This window comes from Streptomyces sp. NPDC001348 (assembly GCF_053597535.1).
Window position 1 is genome coordinate 56,059 of sequence record NZ_JBSFIK010000034.1, and the last position, 26,109, is coordinate 82,167.

General features: G+C 72.2%; 26 protein-coding genes and 2 pseudogenes. 22 read left to right on the forward strand and 6 right to left on the reverse strand.

Annotated elements, in window-relative coordinates; all coding sequences use genetic code 11:
* Positions 1-259, forward strand: a pseudogene (locus tag ACWC21_RS29665) (thioesterase family protein); the annotation flags it as partial.
* On the opposite strand, the gene ACWC21_RS29670 reads toward ACWC21_RS29665, so the two are convergent.
* A complete protein-coding gene (locus tag ACWC21_RS29670) occupies positions 246-833 on the reverse strand; it encodes a TIGR03086 family metal-binding protein (RefSeq protein ID WP_450886160.1) in 588 nt (195 codons plus the stop codon). The pseudogene ACWC21_RS29665 and the gene ACWC21_RS29670 sit on opposite strands and share 14 nt — an antisense overlap.
* 155 nt (positions 834-988) lie before the next feature.
* Between ACWC21_RS29670 and ACWC21_RS29675 the strand changes: the two genes are divergently transcribed.
* Entirely contained in the window at positions 989-1,945 is a 957-nt protein-coding gene (locus tag ACWC21_RS29675; protein WP_450886161.1) for a helix-turn-helix transcriptional regulator, read from the forward strand.
* Positions 1,946-2,105: 160 nt separating this feature from the next.
* Complete coding sequence (locus tag ACWC21_RS29680; RefSeq protein WP_450886163.1) at positions 2,106-2,465, forward strand: hypothetical protein; 360 nt, start codon at positions 2,106-2,108, stop codon at positions 2,463-2,465.
* A gap of 70 nt (positions 2,466-2,535) precedes the next feature.
* Here the strand turns inward: ACWC21_RS29680 and ACWC21_RS29685 are convergent, their stop codons facing one another.
* A complete protein-coding gene (locus ACWC21_RS29685; protein WP_450886165.1) occupies positions 2,536-3,171 on the reverse strand; it encodes a TetR family transcriptional regulator in 636 nt (211 codons plus the stop codon).
* Positions 3,172-3,304: 133 nt separating this feature from the next.
* Between ACWC21_RS29685 and ACWC21_RS29690 the strand changes: the two genes are divergently transcribed.
* The 3 genes from ACWC21_RS29690 (at position 3,305) to ACWC21_RS29700 (ending at position 5,056) form a co-directional block, all read left to right on the forward strand.
* On the forward strand, positions 3,305-3,472 hold the full coding sequence (locus ACWC21_RS29690) for a hypothetical protein (protein ID WP_450886167.1): 168 nt from the start codon (positions 3,305-3,307) through the stop codon (positions 3,470-3,472).
* Positions 3,473-3,515: 43 nt separating this feature from the next.
* The gene (locus ACWC21_RS29695; protein ID WP_450886168.1) at positions 3,516-3,782 is read left to right on the forward strand and encodes a DUF4190 domain-containing protein; all 267 of its coding nucleotides are present in this window, start codon (positions 3,516-3,518) and stop codon (positions 3,780-3,782) included.
* A 110-nt stretch (positions 3,783-3,892) separates the two neighbouring features.
* Positions 3,893-5,056 carry a cysteine desulfurase family protein gene (locus ACWC21_RS29700; protein ID WP_450886170.1) on the forward strand — a complete coding sequence of 388 codons (1,164 nt, stop codon included), beginning with the start codon at positions 3,893-3,895 and terminating at the stop codon, positions 5,054-5,056.
* A 79-nt stretch (positions 5,057-5,135) separates the two neighbouring features.
* Here the strand turns inward: ACWC21_RS29700 and ACWC21_RS29705 are convergent, their stop codons facing one another.
* On the reverse strand, positions 5,136-5,783 hold the full coding sequence (locus ACWC21_RS29705) for an N-acetylmuramoyl-L-alanine amidase (RefSeq protein WP_450886172.1): 648 nt from the start codon (positions 5,781-5,783) through the stop codon (positions 5,136-5,138).
* An 86-nt stretch (positions 5,784-5,869) separates the two neighbouring features.
* On the opposite strand from ACWC21_RS29705, the gene mnmA reads away from it, so the two are divergent.
* From mnmA to ACWC21_RS29720, 3 genes are all read left to right on the forward strand, one after another.
* On the forward strand, positions 5,870-7,000 hold the full coding sequence (gene mnmA, locus ACWC21_RS29710) for a tRNA 2-thiouridine(34) synthase MnmA (RefSeq protein ID WP_450886174.1): 1,131 nt from the start codon (positions 5,870-5,872) through the stop codon (positions 6,998-7,000).
* A gap of 149 nt (positions 7,001-7,149) precedes the next feature.
* Positions 7,150-7,740, forward strand: coding sequence for a GNAT family N-acetyltransferase (locus tag ACWC21_RS29715; protein ID WP_450886175.1), 591 nt, complete (start codon positions 7,150-7,152; stop codon positions 7,738-7,740).
* A gap of 59 nt (positions 7,741-7,799) precedes the next feature.
* The gene (locus ACWC21_RS29720; protein WP_450886177.1) at positions 7,800-8,912 is read left to right on the forward strand and encodes a hypothetical protein; all 1,113 of its coding nucleotides are present in this window, start codon (positions 7,800-7,802) and stop codon (positions 8,910-8,912) included.
* On the opposite strand, the gene ACWC21_RS29725 is transcribed toward ACWC21_RS29720, so the two are convergent.
* Positions 8,907-9,686: an alpha/beta fold hydrolase gene (locus tag ACWC21_RS29725; protein ID WP_450886178.1), complete on the reverse strand. Its 780-nt coding sequence runs from the start codon at positions 9,684-9,686 to the stop codon at positions 8,907-8,909. The genes ACWC21_RS29720 and ACWC21_RS29725 overlap by 6 nt on opposite strands.
* 37 nt (positions 9,687-9,723) lie before the next feature.
* The gene (locus ACWC21_RS29730) at positions 9,724-10,071 is read right to left on the reverse strand and encodes a DUF427 domain-containing protein (protein WP_450886180.1); all 348 of its coding nucleotides are present in this window, start codon (positions 10,069-10,071) and stop codon (positions 9,724-9,726) included.
* Positions 10,072-10,121: 50 nt separating this feature from the next.
* Here ACWC21_RS29730 and ACWC21_RS29735 point away from each other — a divergent pair, with 50 nt between their 5' ends.
* The 5 genes from ACWC21_RS29735 to ACWC21_RS29755 all read left to right on the forward strand — a co-directional run bounded on the left by ACWC21_RS29735 (position 10,122) and on the right by ACWC21_RS29755 (position 17,389).
* Positions 10,122-10,661, forward strand: a complete 540-nt coding sequence (locus tag ACWC21_RS29735) for an LOG family protein (protein ID WP_450886181.1) — start codon at positions 10,122-10,124, stop codon at positions 10,659-10,661.
* A gap of 26 nt (positions 10,662-10,687) precedes the next feature.
* On the forward strand, positions 10,688-11,377 hold the full coding sequence (locus ACWC21_RS29740) for an SDR family oxidoreductase (RefSeq protein WP_450886183.1): 690 nt from the start codon (positions 10,688-10,690) through the stop codon (positions 11,375-11,377).
* Between the two features lie 314 nt (positions 11,378-11,691).
* Positions 11,692-12,693 (forward strand): methionine synthase, encoded by a 1,002-nt coding sequence (locus ACWC21_RS29745; RefSeq protein ID WP_450886184.1) that lies wholly within the window; start codon positions 11,692-11,694, stop codon positions 12,691-12,693.
* Between the two features lie 15 nt (positions 12,694-12,708).
* Positions 12,709-14,904 carry an NAD-dependent DNA ligase LigA gene (gene ligA, locus ACWC21_RS29750; RefSeq protein WP_450886186.1) on the forward strand — a complete coding sequence of 732 codons (2,196 nt, stop codon included), beginning with the start codon at positions 12,709-12,711 and terminating at the stop codon, positions 14,902-14,904.
* 259 nt (positions 14,905-15,163) lie between these two features.
* Positions 15,164-17,389, forward strand: a complete 2,226-nt coding sequence (locus ACWC21_RS29755) for a putative bifunctional diguanylate cyclase/phosphodiesterase (protein ID WP_450886187.1) — start codon at positions 15,164-15,166, stop codon at positions 17,387-17,389.
* Positions 17,390-17,553: 164 nt separating this feature from the next.
* Here the strand turns inward: ACWC21_RS29755 and ACWC21_RS29760 are convergent.
* Positions 17,554-17,985, reverse strand: a pseudogene (locus ACWC21_RS29760) (TetR-like C-terminal domain-containing protein); the annotation flags it as partial.
* Between the two features lie 352 nt (positions 17,986-18,337).
* On the opposite strand from ACWC21_RS29760, the gene gatC reads away from it, so the two are divergent.
* The 8 genes from gatC to ACWC21_RS29800 all read left to right on the forward strand — a co-directional run bounded on the left by gatC (position 18,338) and on the right by ACWC21_RS29800 (position 26,082).
* Positions 18,338-18,634 carry an Asp-tRNA(Asn)/Glu-tRNA(Gln) amidotransferase subunit GatC gene (gene gatC, locus ACWC21_RS29765; protein WP_003973500.1) on the forward strand — a complete coding sequence of 99 codons (297 nt, stop codon included), beginning with the start codon at positions 18,338-18,340 and terminating at the stop codon, positions 18,632-18,634.
* Between the two features lie 5 nt (positions 18,635-18,639).
* The gene (gene gatA, locus ACWC21_RS29770; RefSeq protein ID WP_450886189.1) at positions 18,640-20,136 is read left to right on the forward strand and encodes an Asp-tRNA(Asn)/Glu-tRNA(Gln) amidotransferase subunit GatA; all 1,497 of its coding nucleotides are present in this window, start codon (positions 18,640-18,642) and stop codon (positions 20,134-20,136) included.
* Positions 20,133-20,375 (forward strand): hypothetical protein, encoded by a 243-nt coding sequence (locus tag ACWC21_RS29775; RefSeq protein ID WP_388796850.1) that lies wholly within the window; start codon positions 20,133-20,135, stop codon positions 20,373-20,375. Before gatA ends, ACWC21_RS29775 begins: the two co-directional genes overlap by 4 nt.
* 15 nt (positions 20,376-20,390) lie before the next feature.
* A complete protein-coding gene (gatB, locus tag ACWC21_RS29780; protein ID WP_450886191.1) occupies positions 20,391-21,905 on the forward strand; it encodes an Asp-tRNA(Asn)/Glu-tRNA(Gln) amidotransferase subunit GatB in 1,515 nt (504 codons plus the stop codon).
* 217 nt (positions 21,906-22,122) lie between these two features.
* Positions 22,123-22,485, forward strand: a complete 363-nt coding sequence (locus tag ACWC21_RS29785) for a hypothetical protein (protein WP_450886193.1) — start codon at positions 22,123-22,125, stop codon at positions 22,483-22,485.
* A 204-nt stretch (positions 22,486-22,689) separates the two neighbouring features.
* Positions 22,690-24,918 carry an MMPL family transporter gene (locus ACWC21_RS29790; protein WP_450886195.1) on the forward strand — a complete coding sequence of 743 codons (2,229 nt, stop codon included), beginning with the start codon at positions 22,690-22,692 and terminating at the stop codon, positions 24,916-24,918.
* Positions 24,896-25,471, forward strand: coding sequence for a GNAT family N-acetyltransferase (locus ACWC21_RS29795; protein WP_450886197.1), 576 nt, complete (start codon positions 24,896-24,898; stop codon positions 25,469-25,471). The genes ACWC21_RS29790 and ACWC21_RS29795 overlap by 23 nt, the downstream gene beginning before the upstream one ends.
* A gap of 35 nt (positions 25,472-25,506) precedes the next feature.
* Positions 25,507-26,082, forward strand: coding sequence for a hypothetical protein (locus ACWC21_RS29800; RefSeq protein ID WP_450886199.1), 576 nt, complete (start codon positions 25,507-25,509; stop codon positions 26,080-26,082).
* Positions 26,083-26,109 lie beyond the last annotated feature (27 nt).

Here is a 26,109-nt window from a genome sequence, read left to right on the forward strand (position 1 = left end):
CGACGCCGACCCCCTCTCCCTGCTCCTCGCGGTGGACGCCCTCCCGCCCACCGCCTTCGAACTCGGCATCGTCGGCTGGGTCCCGACGGTCGAACTGACCGTCCACGTGCGCCACCGCCCCGCGCCCGGCCCGCTGCGGGTGGCGATCACCACCCGCAACCTGGCCGGCGGCTTCCTCGAGGAGGACGCCGAGGTCTGGGACAGCGCGGACCGCCTGGTCGCCCAGTCCCGCCAGCTGGCCCGGGTCAGGCTCGCCTGAGCGGTTCACGGCCGAGCCAGGCCGCCAGGCGGCTGTAGGAGTCGGCGCCTTCGGGGGCCGGGCGTACGTCGGCGAAGGGCGTGTTCGCGTCGCGCTGGGGGTCGGGCAGGACGCGGCGGGCCGTCGCGAGCGCGAAATCGGCGAGCTCCGGGTCGAGTTCGTTCGGGTGGCCGAGGGCCTCGGACAGGTCCCAGGTGTGGGTCACCAGCTCCATCACGTAGCCCGACAGGGCGGCGTGGCCCGGGACCTCGCCCCACGGCACGCGGACGGGGGCCGTCAGGCGCTCGTCGCTCTCCCAGGCCTTGAGGGCCCGGACGCGTGCCTCGTCGTACGCCGCCGCCCAGTCGTTGTCGTCCACCCCCTCGACGAAGGGGTGGACCGCGAGACCGTCGCCGCCCTCGCCGACGACCGCGATCCGCCGGGTGCCGCCGACGACATGGCTGAGCAGGGTGCGGACGTCGAACTCCGTACACGGCGTGGGCCCGGCCAGCTGTTCGGGCCGCGCCGTCTTGACGAGGGCCGCGAACTGCTCGGTGGCGCGGGCGTAGAGGGGGCGGGGGTCGATGGCGTCCATGGTGATGTCTCTCCTTGAGTTCTTGCCGTCGGGCGGAGGGCCGTCGGGCCGTTGGGCTGTTGGGCCGCTGTCCCGATGGATCGAGCATGGCGGGATAACCTGACATCCGCCGTCAACATTTGCCGCGGGGTCCCGGACGGCGCGATCCTGCCCGGGTGAAGTCCGACCGCCTGCTGTCCATCCTGTTGCTCCTGCAGACCCGGGGCCGGGTCCCTGCGCCCGAACTCGCCCAGCGGCTCGAGGTGTCGGTGCGCACCATCTACCGCGACGTCGAAGCCCTGTCGGCCGCCGGCGTCCCCGTCTACGCCGAGCGCGGCCGGCGCGGCGGCATCGAACTCCTCGCCGGCTTCCGCACCGACGTCACCGGACTGACCGCCGACGAGTCCCGGGCCCTGTTCATCCTGGCCGCCGAGGGAGCGCACACCGCCCTCGGCCTCGACGCGGCCCTCGGCTCGGCGCTGCGCAAGGTGATGGCGGCCCTGCCGGCGCCGCACCGGCCCGCCGCCGAGGTGACCAGCCGGCGGATCCTGGTCGACGCCACCCGCTGGAAGGGCGGACCGCAACGGACCGTCGACCTGGAGACGCTGCAGGACGCCGTGTTCGCCGACCGGCGCCTGAGGCTGCGCTACCGGCACAGCGGGGAGCGGGAACCGCGCACGTACACCGTCGATCCGTACGGCCTGGTCGCCAAGGCGGGCGTCTGGTACCTGGTCGCCGACCGGCGGGACGGGCCGCGGCTGTTCCGCGCCGACCGGGTGCACTCCGCCCGGGTGCTGGACGATCCCGTGCGCCGCCGTCCCGGCGTCGAACTCGCCGACGTCTGGGAGGTGCTGCGCCGCCAGGTCGAGGAGCCGGCGGGGGGCCTGGAGGTGACCGTACGGGTCCGCAGGGAGCGCCTCGACATGTTCCTGCGCATGGCGGCCTCGGCGCTGGCCGGACTTCCCGACGACGACGGGGAGGACGAGTGGGTGACCGCCCGGCTCACCTATCCGTTCGTCCGCGCCACCCGCCAACTGCTCGCGTTCTCCGACGCGGTGGAGGTCCTCGCACCGCCCGAGGCGCGTGCCGAGCTGCTGGCCGCGGCGCGCTCCGTCACGGACCTGTATCGGTGAGCGGGCCCGGCTCCCGGTGAGACACCAGCTCGGAGCCGGTGCTCGAGGTGCGATGCACGCCATGGACAGGGCGGTCACAGCGGGCGCTCACGAACGGCCCAGGCGCCGTTGGTTGAGTGCCCTTCTCATGACCCGCTCATCGTTTCTGGAGTTGGCCCCCATGCTGCGTGCACGTCTCCTCCCCGCCGTCGCCCTGCTCGCGATGTCTCCGCTGCTGCTGACCGCGTGCGGTCCCGGCGACTCCTCGTCCTCGACCGGGGGCTCCGCCGGGCAGGGCTGCCGGCGGCCCTCCGGCATGCCGACCGGGGGAGCGTCCGGGCGGCCGAGCGGCGCCCCCAGCGGCGCCCCCTCCGGGGCGCCGTCCGCTGCCGCCTCGGGCAAGCCGACCGGCACTCCCTCGGGCGCCCCCTCCGGCATGCCCGGCGGGGGACCCGGTGGCGCCCAGGGCGGCCCCGGCGGCGGTCAGGGCGGGTGCGGCGGTCCCGGTGGCGGGCAGCCGGGACAGGCTCGGCAGGGCTGACGGGGCTTTCGTACCGCGGGGGCGGCGAGTCCGGTGACCGGCTCGCCGCCCCGGCGCGTCTCCTCCCGGTTCAGTCCAGCCAGTGCCGGCGGCCGACGCTGATCAGCCGCAGCTGCCGGGTCGCCAACTGGGTGACGCGCTCCAGCTCGGCCCCGGAGGAGTCCGGTGCCTCCAGGGCCTCCAGGAAGAGGGAGGCCGTGATGAGCATCTGGTCGACGTAGAGGTGCGCGAGCATCAGCAGGTCGTCGTCGTGCCACCCCTCCGCCTCCGGGTCCGTGGCCAGCTCCGCCTTCACCTCCTGGGCGAACCGGGCCAGCTGGGCGCGGATGGCCTCGCGTACCGGCTGGACCCCGCCGTGCCGCTCGCGGGCGATGAACCGGACGTGCGCGGGATGGGCCTCGACGTGGTCGGCGATCAGCCGGACGACCCGCGTGATGCGGTCGTCGCTGTCGTCCGCCGAGGACACGGTCGTGCGCACCATCGGGTGCAGGCTGCCCAGCGCCTCGTCCACCAGGGCCACGCCGAGGTCCGCCGTGGAGCGGAAGTGCCGGTAGAACGCGGTCGGGGCGACGCCGACGGCACGGGTGACCTCACGCAGGCCCAGGCTGCTCAGGCTCTGCTCCTCCAGCAGTCCCAGCGCCGCGTCCAGAAGTGCCTGCCGGGTCTTCTGCTTCTGGGCCTGCCGGACCCCGAGAGTGTGACTCATGTCATCCAGTTAACAACTGTTCTCTGTAAATGGAAAGCGGTGGGGCGCGATAGACTCAAGAGTCAGTGAACAAGTGTAACCACAACCGTTCACCGAAACTTCACGCCAGCACCCCGGAGGGGGGATCCATCCCATGCTGTTCATCGTCGCCGCTCTCCTGCTGCTCGGCGTCGTCATGGGCACGGTGGCTCACGCGCCGCTGACCGTCACCGCCGTCGCCGCCGCCGTCATCGCCACCTGGCTCGCCGTCTTCGCGCTCCGCGAGCGCCACGGCCGCCGGCGGACCACGTCCGCCAACTGACCCGCATCCACCCATCCATCCGTTCCGTCGGGAGCTGACCACCATGCAACTCACCGCACCGGCAACCCGCCGTACCGGTGTCCGCGACACCGACGGCATGGCCGTCGCGTCCTTCGTCCTGGGCCTCCTCGGTCTCCTCGTCCTCAACCTGTTCCTCGGCCCCATCGCCATCGCCCTGGCGGGCGTCGCCCTGTGGCGTGGCACCACCCGGCGCGGCCGCGCCCTGCTCGGCATGACCCTCGGCGTCGCCGACCTGCTGGTCCTGGTGGCCTTCATGCAGGCGGACAACACCGTGTCCTGGAGCTTCTAGGAAGCTCCCGAAAAGCTCGACGGGTCGCTCGACGAGTCGTCTGAACGCGGGGACAGCGGCTGGGACGAGCCGCGACCACCGCCGGGCCGCCCCGTAGAATCGGGCTCACCATGGCTTATCTCGACCACGCGGCGACCACCCCGATGCTCCCGGAAGCGGCGGAGACGCTGACCGCCCAGCTGAGCGTCACCGGCAACGCGTCATCCCTGCACGCCTCCGGCCGCACGGCCCGCCGGACGGTCGAGGAATCCCGCGAGACCCTCGCGGACGCGCTGGGCGCACGCCCCAGCGAGGTGGTCTTCACCTCGGGCGGCACCGAGGCCGACAATCTCGCCGTCAAGGGCCTGTACTGGGCCCGCCGCGACGCCGATCCGGCCCGCACCCGCGTCCTGGCCAGCCCCGTCGAACACCACGCCGTCCTGGACGCCGTCCACTGGCTCGGCGAGCACGAGGGCGCCACCGTCGAGTACCTCCCCGTCGACGCCTACGGCCGTGTCCACCCCGAGGCCCTGCGCGAGGCCGTCGCCCGCAACCCCGACGACGTCGCCCTGGCCACCGTCATGTGGGCGAACAACGAGATCGGCACGATCCTGCCGGTCCGCGAACTGGCCGACGTCGCGGGCGAGTTCGGCATCCCCCTGCACGCCGACGCCGTCCAGGCCTTCGGTCAGGTCCCCGTCGACTTCGCCGCCTCCAAACTCGCCGCCATGACCGTCTCCGGCCACAAGATCGGCGGCCCCTACGGCATCGGCGCCCTGGTCCTCGGGCGTGAGTACGCCCCCGTACCCGTTCTGCACGGCGGCGGCCAGGAGCGCCATGTCCGCTCCGGCACCCTCGACGTCCCCGCCATCGCCTCCTTCGCGGTGGCCGGCCGCCTCGCCGACGAGCAGCGCGAATGGTTCGCCCGTGAGATGGGCACCCTGCGCGACGCCCTGATCGACGCGGTCCGCGCGGCCGTCCCCGACGCGATCCTGGGCGGCGACCCGGTGGACCGCCTCCCGGCCAACGCCCACTTCAGCTTCCCGGGCTGCGACGGCGACTCCCTGCTGCTCCTGCTCGACGCGCAGGGCATCGAGTGCTCCACCGGCTCCGCCTGCACCGCCGGCGTCGCGCAGCCCAGCCACGTCCTGCTGGCCACGGGCACCGATCCGGACCTGGCCCGCGGCACCCTCCGCTTCTCCCTCGGCCACACCTCCACGGAGGCGGACGTCGAGGCCGTCGCGAAGGCGATCGGCCCCGCGGTGGAGCGTGCGCGCGCCGCGGGCCTCACCTGACCGGCGTCAGCCCTCCGTCACCCTCACGCATCGGACGCATGTGTCGCGGAGTCGCGGCACAGCAACCCCGTGACGTGCGTCACACCTGCCGGCGTATGAGCCCCAGGTATCGCTCCCAGTCCCAGTACCGACCGGGATCGGTGTGGTCCGTCCCCGGCACCTCCACATGGCCGATGAGATGCTCCCGGTCCACGGCTATGCCGTACCGCCGGCAGACCGCGGCCGTCAGCCGGGCCGAGGCCGCGTACATCGCGTCCGTGAAGGAGGACGCGTGCTCCACGAACCCCTCGTGCTCGATGCCTACGCTGCGCTCGTTGTACCCCCGGTTGCCCGAGTGGAAGGCCACGTCCAGCTCACGGACCAGCTGCGTCACCCGGCCGTCCTTGCGCACGATGTAGTGCGCCGCCGCCTGGTGCGCCGGGTCCTGGAAGGCCTTCACCGCGCTCGCGTAGTCGCCCTGCGTGACATGGACCACCACCCGGTCCACGGAGTAGTCGTCCGGCCGGTCCGCCCGCCGGTAGTTCGCCGGGGAGGCCGCCACCCAGCGCGCACCCCGGAAGTCCACCGCCCCCGCCACCCGCGGCTTGTCCACTCCCGGCAGCCGCCACCACAGGTGCGACAGCTCCTCCCGGGCCAGCAGGGCCGTCCCCGCGGCGGCCACGGCCCCGCCGACCAGCAGGGCCCGCCGCCCCAGCCGCCGGTCGGAGTCGCCTCTCGCCGCACTCACCGTGTCACCCCCATGTGATCCTCACCTTGATCCTCAACGGATATGCGCGGAATCCGGTTCCCGCACCCCCGTACCCTGGAAGGGCTATGACTGACACCCCGCAGCCCACCCGCCCCCTCCGCGTCCTCGCCGCCATGTCCGGCGGCGTGGACTCCGCCGTCGCCGCCGCCCGCGCGGCCGAGGCGGGCCACGACGTGACCGGCGTCCACCTCGCGCTCTCCGCGAACCCCCAGTCGTTCCGCACCGGCGCGCGGGGCTGCTGCACCATCGAGGACTCCCGCGACGCCCGCCGGGCCGCCGACGTCATCGGCATCCCGTTCTACGTGTGGGACCTCGCCGACCGCTTCCGCGAGGACGTGGTCGAGGACTTCGTCGCCGAGTACGAGGCCGGCCGCACGCCGAACCCGTGTCTGCGCTGCAACGAGAAGATCAAGTTCGCCGCCCTCCTCGACAAGGCGCTGGCCCTCGGTTTCGACGCGGTCTGCACCGGCCACTACGCCAAGGTCGTCGTGCGCGAGGACGGCACGCGCGAGCTGCACCGCGCCTCCGACATGGCCAAGGACCAGTCGTACGTGCTCGGCGTCCTGGACGACCGGCAGCTCGCCCACGCCATGTTCCCGCTCGGCGACACGGTGACGACGAAGGACGAGATCCGGGCGGAGGCCGAGCGCCGGGGCCTGGCGGTCGCGAAGAAGCCCGACTCCCACGACATCTGCTTCATCGCCGACGGCGACACCCAGGGCTTCCTCGCCCGGCGCCTCGGCAAGGCCGAGGGCGACATCGTCGACGAGTCGGGAACGGTCGTCGGCACCCACGAGGGCGCCTACGGCTTCACCATCGGCCAGCGCAAGGGCCTGCGCATCGGCACCCCCGCCCCGGACGGCAAGCCGCGCTACGTCCTGGACATCTCCCCGGTGGACAACACCGTGACGGTCGGCCCGGCCGCCGCCCTGGACGTCACGGGACTGACCGCGATCAAGCCCCGCTGGTGCGGCGCCGCCCCCACCGGCCCCGGCACCTACACCGCCCAGCTCCGCGCCCACGGCGGCGAGACCGAGGTGACCGCCGAACTGGTCGACGGCTCCCTGGAGGTCCGGTTCACGGAGCCCGTACGGGGCGTGGCCCCGGGCCAGGCGATCGTCCTGTACGACGGTTCACGGGTGGTGGGCTCGGCGACCATCGCGTCCACGGTGCGGGCCGCGGCCGGGGTGGCCTGACCGGGACCGACCCTGCCTTCACGGCGCGTACGCCCCCCGGATCGCTCGCCCGCGGACGGGCACGTCGTTCTGCCGGCCCGCCCGGAAACCCGTTGCGAGTGACCCGCGACGGATGTGTGATGGATCGGCCACCGATCAGGGGAGCACACATGAGGACGGCGCTGCCCACCCCCTCGTTGCACACCGCCCGCCTTCGACTGCGTGCCTTCGAAGGCGCGGACGCGAACGACCTCTTCGCACTGCACAGCAGCGCCTACGTGCTGCGGTACTGGGACGCGCCACCGTGGAGCGAACGCGTGCGCGCCGAGAAGTTCATCACGGCCTGCCGGCAGATGGCACAGGAGGGCACCGGGGCGCGGCTGGCCGTGGAGCGTGTCTCCGACGGGGCGTTCATCGGCTGGTGCAGCTTGAGCAGGTGGAATCCGGACTACCGCAGCGCGTCGCTCGGCTACTGCTTCGCCGATGCGGCGTGGGGCCAGGGCTACGCGACCGAGGCCGCGCGCGCTCTGCTGCGGTGGGCATTCGACACGCTGGACCTGAATCGCGTCCAAGCCGAGACCGATACGCGCAACGTGGCTTCCGCCCGCGTGTTGGAGAAGCTCGGCTTCCTGTGTGAAGGGACGTTGCGGGAAGACTGCGTCGTCAACGGCGAGGTCTCCGACTCGTGGGTCTACGGGCTGATCAGGCGGGAGTGGCAGCCGTCGCCCGAGCCGGTTGCCACGCCGGTTCCCACCCGCTGAGGTCGGTCGCTCGGCGCCCGCCATCGCCTGACCCCAGGCAACTGATCGGGGACAACTCCGTGGAAGAGCAGAGCACGCAGGTATTCACGGCCGCCTGGCTCCGGGTGGAGCACTGGCTGATGTCGCACGCGCCGGAGGACTTCGCCGCGTTGCGTCCGCCCGCCTCGGAACGGGATGTCGCCGCCGTCACCGACGGGTTCCCGCTGCACCCCCACCTGGCCGCGCTGCTGTCCGCACACGACGGCAGCGAGGAGTCCGCCGGCACCAACCTGCTGCCCCGGTTCACCCTGCTCCCCGCCCAGCAGATGGCCGCGTACCGCCCCGTCGGCCAGCGCCCCGAGGCCAGGTGGTGGGTGCCGTTCGCCGCCACGTCCACGGGTGAGTACCTGGTGGTCGACCACCACGACGGGGCTCGTCACGGGGCCGTGCTGATGGTCGACCGCGAGCTCGGAGTCGACGGCCAGGAAGTCTGGCCCAGCCTGCTCGACCTCGTCACGGAAGTCGCCCGAGTCCTGGAGTGCGGCGAGCCACTGCGGATGCCGGGAAGAACCGCTGCGCACCGCCCGGTCGGCGGCCGGCAGTTGGAGTGGGAACTGGTCCCCACTCCCGGACTTCCGGCGGCATGGCTTCGCCAGGTGTGGCAGTACGTCGAGCAGCGGCTGTTGCGCTCCGATCCCGGCGCCCACGCCTCCTTGCGCCCGCCGGCCCGGCCTCAGGACGTCGTGAGCGCCGGGGCGCCGGGCCCCCCGTTCCATCCTCAGCTGACCGCCTTGCTGCTGCTGCACGACGGGGCCGACGCGCCGGGCGGCCACCGGATCTTCCCTGGTGGCTACCGCCCGTACAGCTGTGCTGAGGTGCGTGCCGCGCACGGGCGGATGAAGGCCGCGGCGCGATCCGCCGAGCCGGAGGAGAGCCTGTGGGGCAGAGCCGTCACGTCGGTCGGTGGCCCCGCCGCCCCGGCCCCGGCACCCTCCGCCGTTCCGGCGGACACCCGTCCCGCGAACGCCTCATGGGTGCCGTTCGCGGTGTCCCGGACGGGGGACGAACTGCTCCTCTGCCAGGAGCGGGGGGAACGGTACGGCGCGGTGCTGGCCTGGGATCCGGCGGCGAACGACTACCGGACGGGCTGGCCGGACCTGGCCGCGCTGTGCGAGGGCGTCGCAGCGCTATGAGGTGAAGAACTCCGTCAGCACAGGCGCCAGCACATCCGGATCCACCATGTGCGTCTGGTCCGCCAGCTCGCGGTACGTCCCCCGGGGCGCCGCCTCTGCGACCGCGTGGGTCGCCCCGCGGAGCCAGTCGGGGCTCGCGGCGCCCGCGACCGCCAGTACGGGGACCGTGATCGCGGCCAGCCGGTCCCGGGGGACCAGGCCGCCGCCCATCACCGCGTCGTCGTAGGCCAGGGTCGGCGCGACGGCCTCCATGTCGGCCCACATGGGGGACTGGCGGGCCCGCTCGATCATGCTCTCGGCCAGTCCGGTGAGCCGGAGGAACAGTGCGACGGCGTCACCGGGCCTGCCCTGCGCGAGTGCCTCGGTGAGGTTCCGTGTGTACTCGGCGCGTCTCTCCGCGTCCTTCTCGTCGAGGGCGTACGGCGTCTCGTAGACGGCCACCTGACGGACCGGCAGCCCGCTCGCCGCAGCCTGCAGCACCAGTGCGCCGCCCGAGGAGATGCCGTAGAGCGCCGCCTCACCGCCCACCGTGTCGATCAGCGCCGCGATGTCCTCGACCTCGCGCTCCACCGCGTACGGCGCCGTGTCGCCGCTCCCGCCGCGGCCCCGGCGGTCGTACACGACGGCCTGGAAGCTGTCCGCGAGCCGCTGTGCCAGGGGCAGCATGGTGTGACCCGTGGACATCGCGCCGCTCACGAGGATCAGCGCGGGTCCCCGGCCGGTGGTCTCGTAGGTGATGGTCGTGCCGTCGGCGGAAAGCGTCTCCTCGTCCATACCTGTGCAGACTGCCGGACGGCACGGAACTCATCGGTCAGGACACGTCGACTTCGCCGACTTCGCCGACTTCGACCTCGTAGAAGCAGAGGTGGTCCTTGATCGGTGCGACGTCCGGCTTGGGATCGGGGTACGCCCACACCAGGTCGGGCGCGTCCGGGAGCGACCAGTAGGACGCCGTCCCCTTGAAGGGGCAGTACGTGTGGTTGTCGGACGGGGTGAGGAGATCCAGCCGGACGTCCTCGGGCGGGATGTAGTACCGCACCGGACAGCCGGTCTCCCGCAGTACCAGGGGGCGGTCGGTCTCGGCCAGCACCTGCTCGCCGTGCACCACGCGCACGTGCCGCTCGCCCTGCTCGATCGTGATCGTGTGTCCTTGGGCCATGACGGGAAAGCGTTCGGGGGCGTCCCGTTGTTCCCTCGTACGCTGGCCGCATGCGAATCTGCGTCTTCCTCTCCGCCGCCGAGCTCGACGACCGCTACACGCGCCCCGCGCGCGAGTTCGCCGAACTGATCGGCAAGGCGGGGCACACCCTGGTCTGGGGCGGTTCGAACGTCGGCCTGATGAAGGTGGTCGCGGACGGGGTGCAGGAGGCGGGCGGCCGGCTCGTCGGCGTCTCCGTCGGATTCCTGGCGAACCGGGCGCGGCCCGGTGCCGACGAGATGGTGATCGCCCACGACCTCGCCGAGCGAAAGAAGCTGCTGCTGGAGAAGGCCGACGCGGTGGTGATCATGGTGGGCGGCACCGGGACCCTCGACGAGGCCACCGAGATCCTGGAGCTGAAGAAGCACGGCCGCACCGACAAGCCGGTGGTGCTGCTGAACACCGCGGGCTTCTACGACGGGCTGAGGGAGCAGTTCCGCCGTATGGAGGAGGAGGGCTTCCTGCCCCGACCGCTGGCCGAGCTGATCGGTTTCGCCGAGGCACCGGCGGCCGCGCTGGCGTACCTGGAGGAGCACCTGGGCGCCGCGTGAGGGACCGGCGGTGCGAGCATGGCGCCATGGCTACTCATGTGATCACCGGGGCGGGTTCGGGCATCGGCGCGGCGGTGGCCCGCCGTCTGCACGCGCGCGGGGACGAACTCGTGCTGCACGCGCGTGACGCGGGCCGGGCGAAGGAACTGACGGCCGAGTTCCCCGGCGCGCGGACCCTCGTGGGCGACCTCTCCGACCCGGACCGGCTGTCCTGGGCCTTCTCCCACCAGACGCTGCCCGACCGGGTGGACTCGCTGCTGCACATCGCCGGAGTGGTCGACCTGGGCGAGGTGGGAGACCTGACCCCCAAGTCCTGGCGCCACCAGCTCAACGTCAACCTCATCGCCCCCGCCGAGCTGACCCGCCACTTCCTGCCCCAACTGCGTGCCGCCCGGGGCCACGTCGTCTTCGTCAACTCCGGCGCCGGCCTGAACGCCCACGCCGGCTGGTCCGCCTACGCCGCCTCCAAGCACGGCCTGAAGGCCCTCGCCGACTCCCTGCGCCAGGAGGAACACGGCAACGGCGTCCGCGTCACCTCCGTGTACCCCGGCCGCACGGCCAGCCCCATGCAGGCCAAGGTCCACCAGCAGGAGGGCAAGGAGTACGACGCCGCCCGGTGGATCGACCCCGAGTCGGTCGCGACCACGATCCTGACCGCCCTCGACCTCCCGAGGGACGCGGAGATCAACGACGTGACGGTACGACCGGGCCGCTGAGGCTGTCCCACTCTCCTCTCAGCCTGGCCCGCATTACTCAGCCCGTCCGGCGATTGAGGACGAGGCCGTTCAGGCCGAAGGGGGTCCGTGGCGGAGCCCCGGCGGGGTGCAGGGGCGGAGCCCCGCGGGGGTTCAGGGGGCGCAGCCCCCTGGCGGGGTCGAAGGGGCGGAGCCCCTGGGGACGGGAAGGGCAGGGGCGGCGGGGGCGAGAACAGCCGAGGCCCGCACCGGCTCACCGCCCAGCACCCGCCCCCCCCGCACCCAACCCCCCGCACCCCTCACCCCCGCCCCCAACACCTACGTAGGCTTCACCCGTGAACGACAACACCCCCTTCGGCCCCGCCACCGGCATCGGCTCCCTCCCCGGCACCGACGCCAGGGAAGCCGCCAAGACGGCCACCGGCAGTTTCGAGGACTTCCCCTTCCTCCCCGAGCTGCCCGCCAGAGGCCCCGGCGCGGACATGATCGGCCGCACCGCCGGCATGCTCGTCGAGCTGTACGCGCGTGTGGAGCCCAGCGGATGGCGGATCGGCGACCGGCCGGGCCGGGACACCAAGCGGGCCCGGTCCTGGCTCGGCGAGGACCTCGACGCGCTGGAGGAGTTCACCCAAGGCTACGAAGGGCCCCTGAAGGTCCAGGCCGTCGGCCCGTGGACCCTCGCCGCCGCCCTCGAGCTGAAGAACGGCGAGGCCGCCCTCTCCGACCCCGGCGCCTGCCGTGACCTCGCCGCCTCCCTCGCCGAGGGTCTGCGCCGGCACCTCGACGAGGTCCGAAGGCGCGTCCCCGGCGCCCACCTCGTGCTCCAGCTCGACGAGCCCTCCCTCACCGCCGTCCTGCGCGGCCAGGTGAGGACCGCCAGCGGCTACCGCACCCACCGCGCCGTGGACCGCCAGGTCGTCGAGGCCACCCTCCGGGAGATCGTCGGCATGCACGCGCCCGACCCGGTCGTCGTCCACACCTGCGCCCCAGACGTGCCCTTCGCCCTGCTGCGCCGGGCGGGCGCGTCCGGGATCTCCCTCGACTTCTCGCTCCTCACCGAGCGTGACGACGAGGCGATCGGCGAGGCGGTGGAGGGCGGCACCCGCCTGTTCACCGGAATCGTGCCGGGCACGGACACCCCGTTGTCAGACCCTGCCGGTAGCGTCATGGGTGTCAGGACGTTGTGGCGCAGGCTGGGGCTGCGTCCGGGGCTTCTCGCCCAGGCGGTGACCGTCACTCCGGCGTGCGGGCTCGCGGGCGCTTCCCCGGAGTACGCCCGCCGGGCGCTCGCCCACTGCGTCCGGGCGGCGAGATCCCTCGCGGACAACCCAGAGTAACGGGAGGACAACACGGTGGCCGGCGACAAGCAGCAGGCGGAGACGGCAGTGCCCGCCGAGGCACGGGACAGGCACGCGCAGCTCGCTGAGCAGATCGAGGAGCACCGCTTCCGGTACTACGTGAAGGACGCTCCCGTCATCAGCGACGCGGAGTTCGACAGTCTCCTGAAGACTCTGGAGGCGCTGGAGGAGGAGTACCCGGAACTGCGCACGCCGGACTCGCCGACCCAGAAGGTCGCCGGGGCGTACCGGACGGAGTTCACCTCGGTCGAGCACCGCGAGCGGATGCTCTCCCTGGACAACACCTTCAACGACGAGGACCTCGCCACCTGGGCGGACCGCATCGCCCGTGAACTCGGCGAGCAGGAGTACCACTTCCTGTGCGAGCTGAAGGTGGACGGCCTCGCCGTCAACCTCACCTACGAACACGGCCGTCTCACCCGCGCCGCCACCCGCGGGGACGGCCGCACCGGCGAGGACATCACGCCCAACGTCCGCACCATCGCGGAGATCCCGGAGCGCCTGAAGGGCGACCGCGTCCCCGACCTGGTGGAGATCCGGGGCGAGGTCTACTTCCCGATGGAGAAGTTCTCGGACCTCAACGAGCGGCTGGTCGCGGCCGGTGACAAGCCCTTCGCCAACCCGCGCAACGCGGCCGCCGGTTCACTGCGGCAGAAGGACCCGCGGGTCACCGCCACCCGCCCGCTGCACATGGTGGTCCACGGCATCGGCGCCCTGGAGGGGTTCGAGGGCCTGACCCGCCTCTCCCAGGCCTACGACCTGCTCGGCGGCTGGGGTCTGCCCACCTCGCGGCACAACAGGGTGGTCGACGACCTCGACGGCGTACGGGAGTTCATCGCTTACTACGGCGAGAACCGCCATTCCGTGGAGCACGAGATCGATGGCGTGGTGGTCAAGCTCGACGAGCTGCGCCTGCAGGGCCGCCTCGGCTCCACGGCCCGCGCCCCGCGCTGGGCGATCGCGTACAAGTACGCGCCGGAGGAGGTGAACACCAAGCTGATCGACATCAAGGTCGGTGTCGGCCGCACCGGCCGCGTCACGCCGTACGCCCAGGTCGAGCCGGTCACGGTCGCGGGCAGCGAGGTGGAGTTCGCCACCCTGCACAACCAGGACGTCGTCAAGGCCAAGGGCGTGCTGATCGGCGACACCGTGGTGATCCGCAAGGCCGGTGACGTCATCCCGGAGATCCTCGGCCCGGTCGTCGACCTGCGCGACGGCAGCGAACGCGAGTTCGTGATGCCGGGGGAGTGCCCCGAGTGCGGTACACCGCTGCGGGCCATGAAGGAGGGCGACATCGACCTCCGCTGCCCCAACGCGCGCACCTGCCCGGCCCAGTTGAGGGAGCGGGTCTCCTATCTCGCGGGCCGCGAGTGCCTCGACATCGAGCACTTCGGCGAGGTGGCGGCGGCGGCGCTGACCCGCCCACTGGAGCCGGCCGACCCGCCGCTGGTCGACGAGGGTGACCTGTTCGACCTGACGGTGGAGAAGCTGCTGCCCATCAAGGCGTACGTGCTCGACCCGGACAGCGGTCTGCCCAAGCGGGATCCCAAGACGGGGGAGGAGAAGGTCGTCACGGTCTTCGCCAACCAGAAGGGCGAGCCGAAGAAGAACACCCTCGCGCTGCTGCAGAACATCGAGGCGGCCAAGACGCGTCCGCTGGCCCGCTTCCTCAACGGGCTCTCGATCCGGCATGTCGGGCCGGTGGCGGCGCAGGCACTCGCACGGGAGTTCCGTTCCGTCGACCGCATCGAACAGGCGACCGAGGCGGAGCTGGCGGCCACCGACGGCGTCGGCCCCATCATCGCCGCGGCGTTGAAGGAGTGGTTCGCGGAGGACTGGCACCGGGAGATCGTGCGCAAGTGGAAGGCCGCCGGAGTCCCGCTGGAGGAGGCGAGTTCCGGGGAGGACGAGGGGCCGCGTCCGCTGGAAGGGCTCACCGTGGTGGTCACCGGCACCCTCGAGAACTACACTCGGGACGGGGCCAAGGACGCGCTGCAGAGCCGGGGCGCGAAGGTGACGGGTTCCGTGTCGAAGAAGACGTCCTTCGTCGTGGTGGGTGACAACCCGGGGTCGAAATACGACAAGGCCATGCAGCTCAAGGTGCCGGTTCTGAACGAGGACGGTTTCGGCGTCCTTCTGGAGCAAGGTCCCGAAGCGGCGGCCGAAGTCGCGCTTCCGACCGATGAGTAGCGGTTGAAGGCCACTCCAACGGTGCATATCAGATGCATACGGGTGGCCGGGGTGCATTCGGGCAACCGTCGACGACCGCTGCCCGTGGAAGCGTTCAGCGGCCTACTGTTGAGGTGTGCGCCTGCCGTGCCCAGCTGCGGTCGGGGCATCCCTTTGCCCGTGCGGACCAAGGGAAAGGGCTTTCCAACGCGGAGCCGCTGATGGTTGTCGGGCATCGGGCCGCGTGGCGTGGGCACCGCCGGCTGTGAGAGGGACGGGAATGGAACCGACCGAGAGCGCCGCTCCGGACTCCCGGCTGCGCCTGCGCCGCAGGGCGGGCGCATGGCTGGGGAGTCGCGCGCGGACCGCGGAGCATCAGGGTGTGCGGGGGCGTGCCGCCGGTGCGCCCGCCGCGACGGACGAGCGCATACGTCTGTCCATCGAGCCCGCCCGCGCGATGCAGGGCGCCCCACCCGAACGGCACCTGTCCTGGCCCGCGTTGCCCGCGGTGGTCGTCGCGGCCGCCGTCCTCGCCCTGAGCGGCGGCTTCTACCGCGCGTTCACCGGCAACCACGCGCTCTTCCCCTCGGGCACGGTCGGCTGGTCCCTGGCCGTGCTGACCGGTGTCATCGTCGGCCACCTGGTGATGCTGGGCCGCTCCCGCTGGTGGGGCGGCACCGGCTCCGGCGCCGCCCTCACCATCGCCGTCCTGCTGCTGTACGGCTGGATGCCCGCCGGCATGGTCAGCCTCACCGTCGTCGTCCTGGTCGGCATAGCCCGCCGCCACCGCTGGCGGCAGGGCCTGCTGCACGGCGCCGTGGACATCATCGGCATCGGCGCCGGCGCCCTGGTGCTGGGCGCCCTCGGCCGCGTACCCACCGTCGAACAGCCGTGGGACCCCGAGAGCTGGAGCCTCACCACCGCCCCCGAGGTCGTGCTCGTGGCCGCCGCCTATCTCTCGGTCAGCCGCGCCCTGCTGTGGTACCTGCAGGCCCCGCGCGGCGGCCTGCCCACCGTGGCCCGCACCGCCCTGGTCAGGCAGGGCCTGGTCGCCGTGGCACTGCTCGGCATCGCGCCGCTGGTGTGCGTGGTCGCCGTCGCCCAGCCGCTGCTGCTACCGCTGTTCGCCATCCCGCTCATCGCGCTCGACTCCACGCTGTGGATAGCCCGGGCCCGGGCGGAGGAGCAACTGCGGGACCCGCTGACCGGCCTGCCCAACCGCCAGTGGCTCCTGGAGCGGACCTGGACGGCCCTCGACGACGCGGAGCGGATCGGCGCCCGCGCCGCCCTCATGCTGATCGACCTGGACCGCTTCCGGTCGGTGAACGACACACTCGGTCATCTCGCCGGTGACCGGCTGCTGCTGCAGATAGCGGACCGACTGCGCCTCGCGCTGCCGCGCGGCGCGGAGGCCGCCCGGCTCGGCGGCGACGAGTTCGCGGTGTTACTGCCCGTCGCCGACTCCACCACGTCGGCGACTCGGGTGGCCCGCGGCCTCGTCACCGCCCTCAGTTCCCCGCTCGACCTCGACGGACTGACCCTCGTCCTGGAGGCCAGTGCGGGGGTCGCCGTGTTCCCCGACCACGCCCTGGACGCCGAAGGCCTGCTGCGCCGCGCCGATGTGGCGATGTACCAGGCGAAGCGGGACCGTACGGGCGTCGAGGTCTACGAGTCCAAGCGGGACTCCAACACCCCCGACCGGCTGGGCCTGCTCGGCGACCTGCGCCGGGCGCTGGACGCGCACGAGGTCCAGCTGCACTACCAGCCCAAGGTCCGCTTCGACGGGCAGGTGGCCGGACTGGAGGCCCTGGTCCGCTGGGTGCACCCCGAGCGCGGGAAGGTGCCGCCGGACGAGTTCATAGCGATCGCCGAGTCCTCCGGGCTGATGCCCCATCTGACGGAGTACGTGCTGGAGACCGCCCTCGGGCAGGTCGCCCACTGGCGTGCGCAAGGCCTCTTCGTGCCGGTGGCCGTCAACGTCTCTCCGCGTGACGTGCACACGCCGGGATTCGCGGGCTCGGTGGCCGCGCGGCTGGCCCGGCACGGAGTGCCCGCGGGAGCGCTCCAACTGGAGATAACGGAGCATGTGCTGCTGGAGGAACCGCAGCGGGCCGCCGACACCCTCGCCGGACTGACCGCGCACGGCGTGAAGATGTCCCTGGACGACTTCGGCACCGGCTACTCCTCACTGGTCCACCTGCGCCGCCTTCCGGTCAGCGAGCTCAAGATCGACCGCTCGTTCGTGGCCCGGCTGGCCGTCGACACGGAGGACGCGGAGATCGTCCGCTGCACGGTCGACCTCGCCCATTCGCTGGGCCTGCTCGTCGTCGCCGAGGGCGTGGAGGACGACGAGACCTGGGAGCGCCTGCGCGACCTGGGCTGCGATGCAGTGCAGGGCTGGCTGGTGGCCGCGGCGATGCCGCCGGAGGAGACGACGGCCTGGCTGCTGGCCCGCGGCTCGCGGGGCTGGCAGCGCCCGCGGGCGGCTCTGCCGGCTGCCGAGTGACCTTCTCACCCGGCCACGTGCCTTTCCCGCCCGGCCAGGTGACCTTCCCGCCCGGCCAGGTGACCTTCCCGCCCGGCCAGGTGACTTTCCCCCCGGCCACCCGTTCGCCGTCGGCCGGTGCGTTTTCCCGGCGGACCGTCCCGCTCGGCCCGACGCCGGTCCCGTCAGTCCGCCCGCGCCGTGAAGTGGCCGATCAGCAGCGCCAGCCGGGTCTCGTGGGCGTGCTCGGGCAGACGGCCGCTGCGCATCAGCGTGACCAGCCCGTGCAGTCCGGCCCAGAACGTCTCCGTGAGGAGGCCGGGGTCGTCGCCGTCCGCCGCGATCGGCTCCACGGCCCGCGCCAGCTCGCCGAACGCCTCGTGCAGCGCCGTCGGCGCCCCGGGCGTGGCGAACGGCAGGTCCACGGTGTGCGTGAACATGGCGTCGTAGAGGGCCGGGCGGCGCCGGGCGAACGTCGTGTAGGCCTCGCCGATCGCCGCCAGTGCGGCCCGGGCGTCCCCGGCGGCCGCACGCGCCGCCCGTAGCTCGGCGGTCAGCTCCGCGAAGCCCTGCACCGCGACCGCCGCCATGATCGCGTCCTTGCCCTTGAAGTGGCTGCTCGGCGGAGTTCCCCGGGAGAGCCTGCTGGAGGTACAGGACCTGTACGACAACCACTTCCTGTAGAGCGCGGCCTGGGACGGAAGGCGCTGACGGCAAACCGTTTCACGGGCACCACGCCCCGCCCCATAGGATTGGGGACTGGCGTCACATTCCCGCCTGCCCCGCGACGCCTGGCACGCACGCTCGCCGCGTTGCCGAATCGCCCACGTGGCTCCGCCACGAGGGCGCTCCGGCGCCTTGCGATCGCACGCGCCAGACGCCGCGTGGCCCGCCCTTCGGGCGGACGGCGGGAATGCGACGCCGGCCCCCGGCCCCAAACCACACACACTCACCCCAGAGGAACGCTGCATGCCTGGCATCACGCGCGAGGAGGTCGCCCACCTCGCCCGGCTGGCGCGTCTGGAGCTGAAGCCCGAAGAGCTCGAACACTTCGCGGGACAGCTGGACGACATCATCGGCGCGGTCGCCCGCGTCAGTGAGGTCGCCGACCAAGACGTACCGCCGACCTCGCACCCGCTCCCGCTGACGAACGTCATGCGCCCGGACGAGGTCCGTCCCTCGCTCACCCCCGAGCAGGCGCTCTCCGGCGCCCCTGCCCAGGAGCAGCAGCGTTTCAAGGTGCCGCAGATCCTGGGGGAGGAGTGACCGACATGACCGACAGCATCATCAGGCTCACGGCCGCCGAGACCGCCGCGAGGATCGCCTCCGGCGAGCTCACGGCCGTCGAGGTCACCGAGGCCCACCTCGCCCGTATCGAGGCCGTCGACGAGAAGGTGCACGCCTTCCTGCACGTCGACCGCGAGGGGGCGCTGGCCCAGGCCCGCGCCGTCGACGAGAAGCGTGAGCGAGGCGAGAAGCTCGGCCCGCTGGCCGGCGTGCCGCTCGCGCTCAAGGACATCTTCACCACCGAGGGCGTGCCCACGACCGTCGGTTCGAAGATCCTCGAGGGCTGGATCCCGCCGTACGACGCCACGCTGACCAAGCGGCTGAAGGCAGCCGACGTCGTCATCCTCGGCAAGACCAACATGGACGAGTTCGCCATGGGGTCGTCGACGGAGAACAGCGCGTTCGGGCCGACCGGCAACCCCTGGGACCTCACCAGGATCCCCGGCGGTTCCGGTGGCGGCTCCTCCGCGGCCCTCGCCTCCTTCCAGGCGCCGCTCGCCATCGGCACCGACACCGGCGGCTCCATCCGCCAGCCGGCCGCCGTCACCGGCACCGTCGGCGTGAAGCCGACCTACGGCGCGGTGTCCCGCTACGGCATGGTGGCGTTCTCCTCCTCCCTCGACCAGGGCGGCCCCTGCGCCCGTACGGTCCTGGACGCGGCCCTGCTGCACGAGGTGATCGCCGGGCACGACCCGCTCGACTCCACCTCCATCGACGCCCCCGTCCCGCCGGTCGTCGAGGCCGCCCGCAACGGCAGCGTGGCCGGCATGCGCGTCGGCGTGGTCAAGCAGTTCCGCGGTGAGGGCTACCAGGCCGGCGTCATCCAGCGCTTCGACGAGTCGGTGGAGCTGCTGAGGGAGCTCGGCGCCGAGATCGTCGAGCTGGACTGCCCGTCCTTCGACCTCGCCCTGTCGGCGTACTACCTGATCGCGCCGTCCGAGTGCTCCTCCAACCTCGCCCGCTTCGACGGGCTGCGCTACGGCCTGCGCAGCGGCGACGACGGCGGCCACTCGGCCGAGGAGGTCACCTCCCTCACCCGTGCGGCGGGCTTCGGCCCCGAGGTCAAGCGCCGCATCATGCTCGGCACGTACGCCCTGTCGAGCGGGTACTACGACGCCTACTACGGCAGCGCCCAGAAGGTCCGCACGCTCATCACGCGCGACTTCGAGAAGGCCTTCGAGCAGGTCGACGTGATCGTCTCGCCGACCACGCCCACCACCGCCTTCCCGATCGGCGAGCGCGCCGACGACCCGATGGCCATGTACCTGGCCGACCTGTGCACCATCCCCACCAACCTGGCGGGCAACGCGGCCATGTCGCTGCCCTGCGGTCTCGCCCCGGAGGACAACCTCCCGGTCGGCCTGCAGATCATCGCGCCGGCGCTCAAGGACGACCGGCTCTACAAGGTCGGTGCCGCCGTCGAGGCCGCGTTCGTGGAAAAGTGGGGGCACCCGCTGCTGGAGGAGGCTCCGTCGCTGTGAGCAAGGCACTGTCGAAGGCCAAGGGCTTCAAGAAGTCCAAGTCCGGCCTGTACCTGTCCATGGCCACCACCGCGTTCGGCGCGGTCAGCGTCGCCAAGCAGGCCAAGCTGGCCCGCGCCGAGAGCGACACGCTCCGTCTGGTCGACGCCGCCGTGTCCGCCGCCGCCATCGTCACCGGCCTCGCCATCCTCTACCGCGAGCTGAAGCGGTTGGGCGACGACGACGTCCTGCTGGGCTGAGAGGGAAGTTTCACCGTGACCACCACGACCGACCTGGTGTCGTACGAGGACGCGCTGGCGTCGTACGACCCCGTCATGGGCCTCGAGGTCCATGTCGAACTCGGCACCAGGACCAAGATGTTCTGCGGCTGTTCGACGACGCTCGGCGCCGACCCGAACACCCAGACCTGCCCCGTCTGCCTCGGCCTGCCGGGCGCGCTCCCGGTCGTCAACGCGACCGGCGTCGAGTCCGCGATCAAGATCGGCCTCGCGCTGAACTGCGAGATCGCCGAATGGTGCCGCTTCGCCCGGAAGAACTACTTCTATCCGGACATGCCGAAGAACTTCCAGACCTCCCAGTACGACGAGCCGATCGCCTTCAACGGCTACCTCGACGTGCAGCTGGAGGACGGCGAGACCTTCCGCGTGGAGATCGAGCGCGCCCACATGGAGGAGGACACCGGCAAGTCGACGCACGTCGGCGGCGCCACCGGCCGGATCCACGGCGCGTCCCACTCCCTGCTGGACTACAACCGCGCCGGCATCCCGCTGATCGAGATCGTCACCAAGCCGATCGTCGGCGCCGGCGACCGCGCTCCCGAGGTGGCGAAGGCGTACGTCCGTGAGCTGCGCGAGGTCATCCGGGCGCTCGGCGTGTCCGAGGCCCGTATGGAGATGGGCCAGATGCGCTGCGACGTGAACCTGTCGCTGATGCCCAAGGGCGGCGACAAGTTCGGCACGCGCTCCGAGACGAAGAACGTCAACTCGCTGCGCTCCGTGGAGCGCGCGGCCCGTTTCGAGATCCAGCGGCACGCGGCCGTGCTGTCGTCCGGCGGCACGATCGTGCAGGAGACCCGGCACTTCCACGAGGACACCGGGTCGACGACCTCGGGCCGGGTCAAGGAGGAGGCCGAGGACTACCGGTACTTCCCCGAGCCGGACCTCGTTCCGGTGGCCCCCTCCCGTGAGTGGGTCGAGGAGATCCGGGCGGCGCTGCCCGAGCTGCCGCTGGTCCGCCGTACCCGCCTGCTGGCGGAGTGGGGCATCTCCGCCACCGACATGCAGGCGATCCTCAACGCCGGAGCGCTGGACCCGATCGTCGCCACGATCGACGCCGGTGCCGACGCCGCCTCCGCCCGCAAGTGGTGGATGGGCGAGCTCGCGCGCAGCGCCAACGAGTCCGGCAAGGCGCTGGACGAGCTGGCGATCACCCCGGCGCAGGTGGCCCGGGTCACCGAGCTGGTCGCCAAGGGCGACCTGAACGACAAGCTGGCCCGTCAGGTCATCGAGGGAGTCCTCGCGGGCGAGGGCACCCCGGACGAGGTCGTCGACAAGCGCGGACTGAAGGTCGTCTCCGACGAGGGCGCGCTCACCACCGCCGTCGACGAGGCCATCGCCGGCAACCCGGCCATCGCGGACAAGATCCGCGGCGGCAAGGTGGCCGCGGCCGGCGCCCTGGTCGGCGCGGTCATGAAGGCGACCCGGGGGCAGGCCGACGCGGCCCGCGTCAAGGAGCTGATCCTTCAGAAGCTGGGCGTCGGCGAGGGCTGAGTCCCACGGCGCACGGCCCCGGAGGCAGGACCTCCGGGGCCGTTCCCGTTCGCCCGCCACGGCTGCCGTGACGGCCGGCCGGCGGTTCCTCGGGCGGCGCCGATGAACGGGCCCCTCCGATCCTGCGTACCGAGAAGGTATGAGCAAGAGTTCGACAGCAGTCGCCCCTGCTTCCCGCATCCGGGGCATGCGGGCGCAGGTACTACGCTCGCCCGCCGTGAGCGGACGCACCGGTTCCGAGACCCGGCCCGGGACGGTCGAGGTGGACGACGCCGAGGACCTGGCCGGGGACCTGGTCGACGACCAGGCCGAGGACTTCGACGAGGAGGACTTCGTCGAGGACGCGCGCCGGGCCCGTTGGACGGCCGCCGGTACGGGAGCCCTGCTGACGCTGGCCGGTGTGACCGCTTCCCTGATGCGGCTGAGCGGTGTCCCGGCCCTCGTGCCGACCGCGTACGCCGCCGGTGCCGCCGTGTGCGCGTTCGCCGGGGTGCTGGGTGCCAAGGGCCGTACCCGGCGGTCGTTGTGGCTGCTGATCGCCGGAACGATGGTCATGGCGCTCGGAGACCAGTTCGACTGAAGTGCGGTGTCGCGCGACAGAGTTGGCGTGACTGTCCTGTGATCTGTCTCCCAGTCGCCTGCGCGAGCCGGTGAAACTCGGCAAACGGCCGGTTTCGCCTGCGAGAGTTGTCCTCCCCTTGTTCACCAGTTCTTTGCGGGCTGCTCCGTTCCCGGACGATCGTTCCCGGTCAAAGATCCACACACAGTCACTGGGAGCACGTCCGTGGCAGCACTTGCCCGTTGGTGTGTCCGGCACCGCCTGGCAGCCGTCCTGCTGTGGCTCCTCGCCTTCGGCGGGGTGACCACGGCCGCAGCAGTGGCCGGCTCGGCCTACTCGAACGACTACGCGGTGCCCGGCACCGAATCGGCGCGCGCCGCCCAGCTGTTGCGGCAGGGCTTCCCGGACCTGGCCGGCGACGCCGACACCATCGTCTGGCACACCACCGACGGCACGGTCCGCGCCGCCGACGTCGAGCAGACCATGACCCGTGCGCTCGACAGGATCGCCGCTCTGCCGGGCGTGGCCTCCGTGACGAGCCCCTACGACGGGCCGGGCACCGGCCGGATCAGCGCGGACGGGCACACCGCGTACGCCACCGTCGCCTTCGACCGGCAGGCCGAGGACGTCAGCGGCGCCGAGGCCCGGGCCGTGGTGCGCGCCGCCAAGTCCGCCGAGGCCGACGGGCTCCGGGTGGAGCTGGGCGGCAGCGCGATCGGACTCACCAAGTCCGCCGGCGGCCATGCCGCGGAAGCGGTGGGCGTGGTCGTCGCCGCCGTCGTGCTGTTCCTGGCCTTCGGCTCGCTCGCCGCCTCGGCCCTGCCCATCGCCACCGCGCTGGTGAGCGTCGGCACCGCCTACGCGGCGATCGTGCTGCTCGGACACGCCATGACCGTCGCCGACTTCGCCCCCATGCTGGGCATGCTGATCGGGCTCGGAGTCGGCATCGACTACGCGCTGTTCATCGTGACCCGGCACCGGCGCGGACTCAAACGCGGTCTGGCCGTCGGGGACGCCGCCGTGGAGGCGGTCGCCACCACCGGACGTGCGGTCGTCTTCGCCGGTGCCACGGTGTGCATCGCCCTGCTGGGCATGTTCATGCTGCGGCTGGGCTTCCTCAACGGTGTGGCGGTCGCCGCCTCGCTGACCGTGGTGCTCACCGTCGCGGCGGCCGTGACCCTGCTGCCCGCCCTGCTGTCCTTCATCGGCCCGCGGGCCCTGAGCCGGCGCGAACGGCGGCGGCTGGCCGAGCACGGGCCGCAGCCGGAGCTGCCCACCGGGCTCGCCGCCCGCTGGTCGGCCTTCGTCGAACGTCACCCCAAGCTGCTCGGTTCCGCGGCCGTGGCCGTCATCGTCCTCCTCGCCCTGCCCACGCTCGCCCTCCGCCTCGGCAGCTCCGACCAGGGCAACGACCCGGAGTCGTCCACCACACGCCAGGCGTACGACCTGCTCGCCGCGGGCTTCGGGCCCGGCGTCAACGGTCCGCTGACGTTGGTGACGCGGGTGGAGGGCGCCGGCGACAAACTGGCCCTCGACAACCTCGACACCGTCCTGCGCACCACCGAGGGCGTGGCCTCCGCGACCCCGGTCCGCTACGACGGCGGCGGGGACACCGCCTACCTCACCGTCGTCCCCGACTCGGCCCCCCAGTCGCAGCGGACCAGCGACCTCGTCCACCGGCTGCGCGCCGATGTCCTTCCGCAGGCGGAGGCCGGAACCTCGCTCGACGTGCGCGTCGGCGGGCTGACCGCCGGCTACGACGACTTCGCCGCCGTCATCGTCGGCAAGCTGCCCCTGTTCGTCGGGGTCGTCATCGGGCTCGGCTGCGTGCTGCTCCTCGTCGCGTTCCGCTCGCTCGGCATACCGCTGAAGGCCGCCGCGATGAACATCGCCGCGGTGGCCGCCGCCTTCGGTGTCGTCGTCGCCGTCTTCCAGTGGGGCTGGGGCAGCGAGCTGCTGGGCCTCGGCCGGGCGGGCCCCATCGAGCCGTTCCTGCCCGTGATCATGGTGTCGGTGCTCTTCGGCCTCTCCATGGACTACCAGGTCTTCCTGGTCAGCCGGATGTACGAGGAGTGGCTCGAGACCGGCGACAACCGGCGGGCCGTCCGGGTCGGCCTCGCCGAGACCAGCCGGGTGATCAACTCCGCCGCGGTCATCATGATCTCGGTCTTCCTCGCCTTCGTGCTCAGCGGCGACCGCGTGATCGCCATGTTCGGCATCGCGCTGGCCTCCGCCGTCGCGCTGGACGCCTTCGTGCTCCGCACCCTCCTCGTCCCCGCCCTGATGCACCTGCTCGGCGGCGCCAACTGGTGGCTGCCGCGATGGCTGGAGAGCCGTCTGCCGCGCATCAGCATCGAGCCGCCCGGACTCCGTGCCGCACATGAGAGGCTCACCGAGGTCATGACGGAACTTCACGAGGAGCAGCCCCGCGATGTACGCGATATCCCTGGGTGACGACGGCGCCGAACTGCGCCCCCTGGAGACCTGGCACGCCGGGGAGCTCATGGCCAACATCGACCGGGGGCGGGACTTCATCGGCCGCCACGTCGGCCTGCCGGACGTGGTGACGGACCTGGACTCGGCCCGCGCCTATCTGCGCTCCTACGCCGAGAAGCGCGCCGCGGACGCCGGCGGCCTGCACGGCGTGTGGCTGGACGGCAAGCTGGTCGGCGGGCTGCTGTTCCGTGTCTGGGACACGACCGGCGGAGTGTGCGAGGCCGGCTGCTGGGTCGAGCCCTCCGCCGCCGGGCGCGGTCTCGTCACGCGCGGTATGCGAGTGCTGCTGGACTGGGCGTTTGACGAGCGCGGCATGCACCGTGTGGAGTGGCATGTGTCGTCGGCCAACGAACCCAGCATCAACGTGGCACGACGGCTGGGGATGACCCGCGAGGGTGTGCTCCGGGAAAACTACCTCTACCGGGGCGTGCGCACCAGCACCGAGATCTGGTCCGTGCTCGCCCCCGAGTGGCGTACGGTACGCGCGCGTGCCGCCCACAACGATCATTAAGGGACCTCTCAGACAGCGTCCGTACGGTGCGAGGCATGGGAACGAAGACAGTGGACGGAACCGAGACCGGCGCCGAGGCGAAGAAGGAAGAGGCGACGGCCGACGTCGTCAGGAACGACGACGAGCGGGCCGAGGAGCGCGCCACCGACGAGGTGACGGCCGAGAACACGGAGACCGGCGGCAAGGAGCCGGCGCACGTGAGCGAGGAGGCGGGCCCCTCCGGTGTCGGCCAGGGCGCCGGTGCCGTGGTCTCCGCCGCGCTGGGCCTGGTCGGGCTCACCGGCGGCTGGGTCGGCACCGTGGCCGCCGCGCGCGAGACTCTGATCGGCCAGCTGCAGACCTCCTCGGGCGCGACCGTGGCCAAGCAGATCAAGGCGGTCTACGGCGACGCCTGGCACGCCACCGCGCTGTGGGGCGGCCTGTTCGCGCTGGCCGCGCTGATCACCGGCGTCGTCGTGCTGGCCCGGCCCGCGTTCGGCGCCCCCGGGAAGCCGCAGGCCGCCTGGATCAAGTCGGTCGCCTGGGCGGGTGTCTCGCTCGGCGTCATCGGCCTGCTCCTGGCGGTCCTCAAGTACTCCGACGCGCTGCTCGCCCTGCCCACCGCAGGCTGAACGAGCACGCGAACGACACCCCCCTTA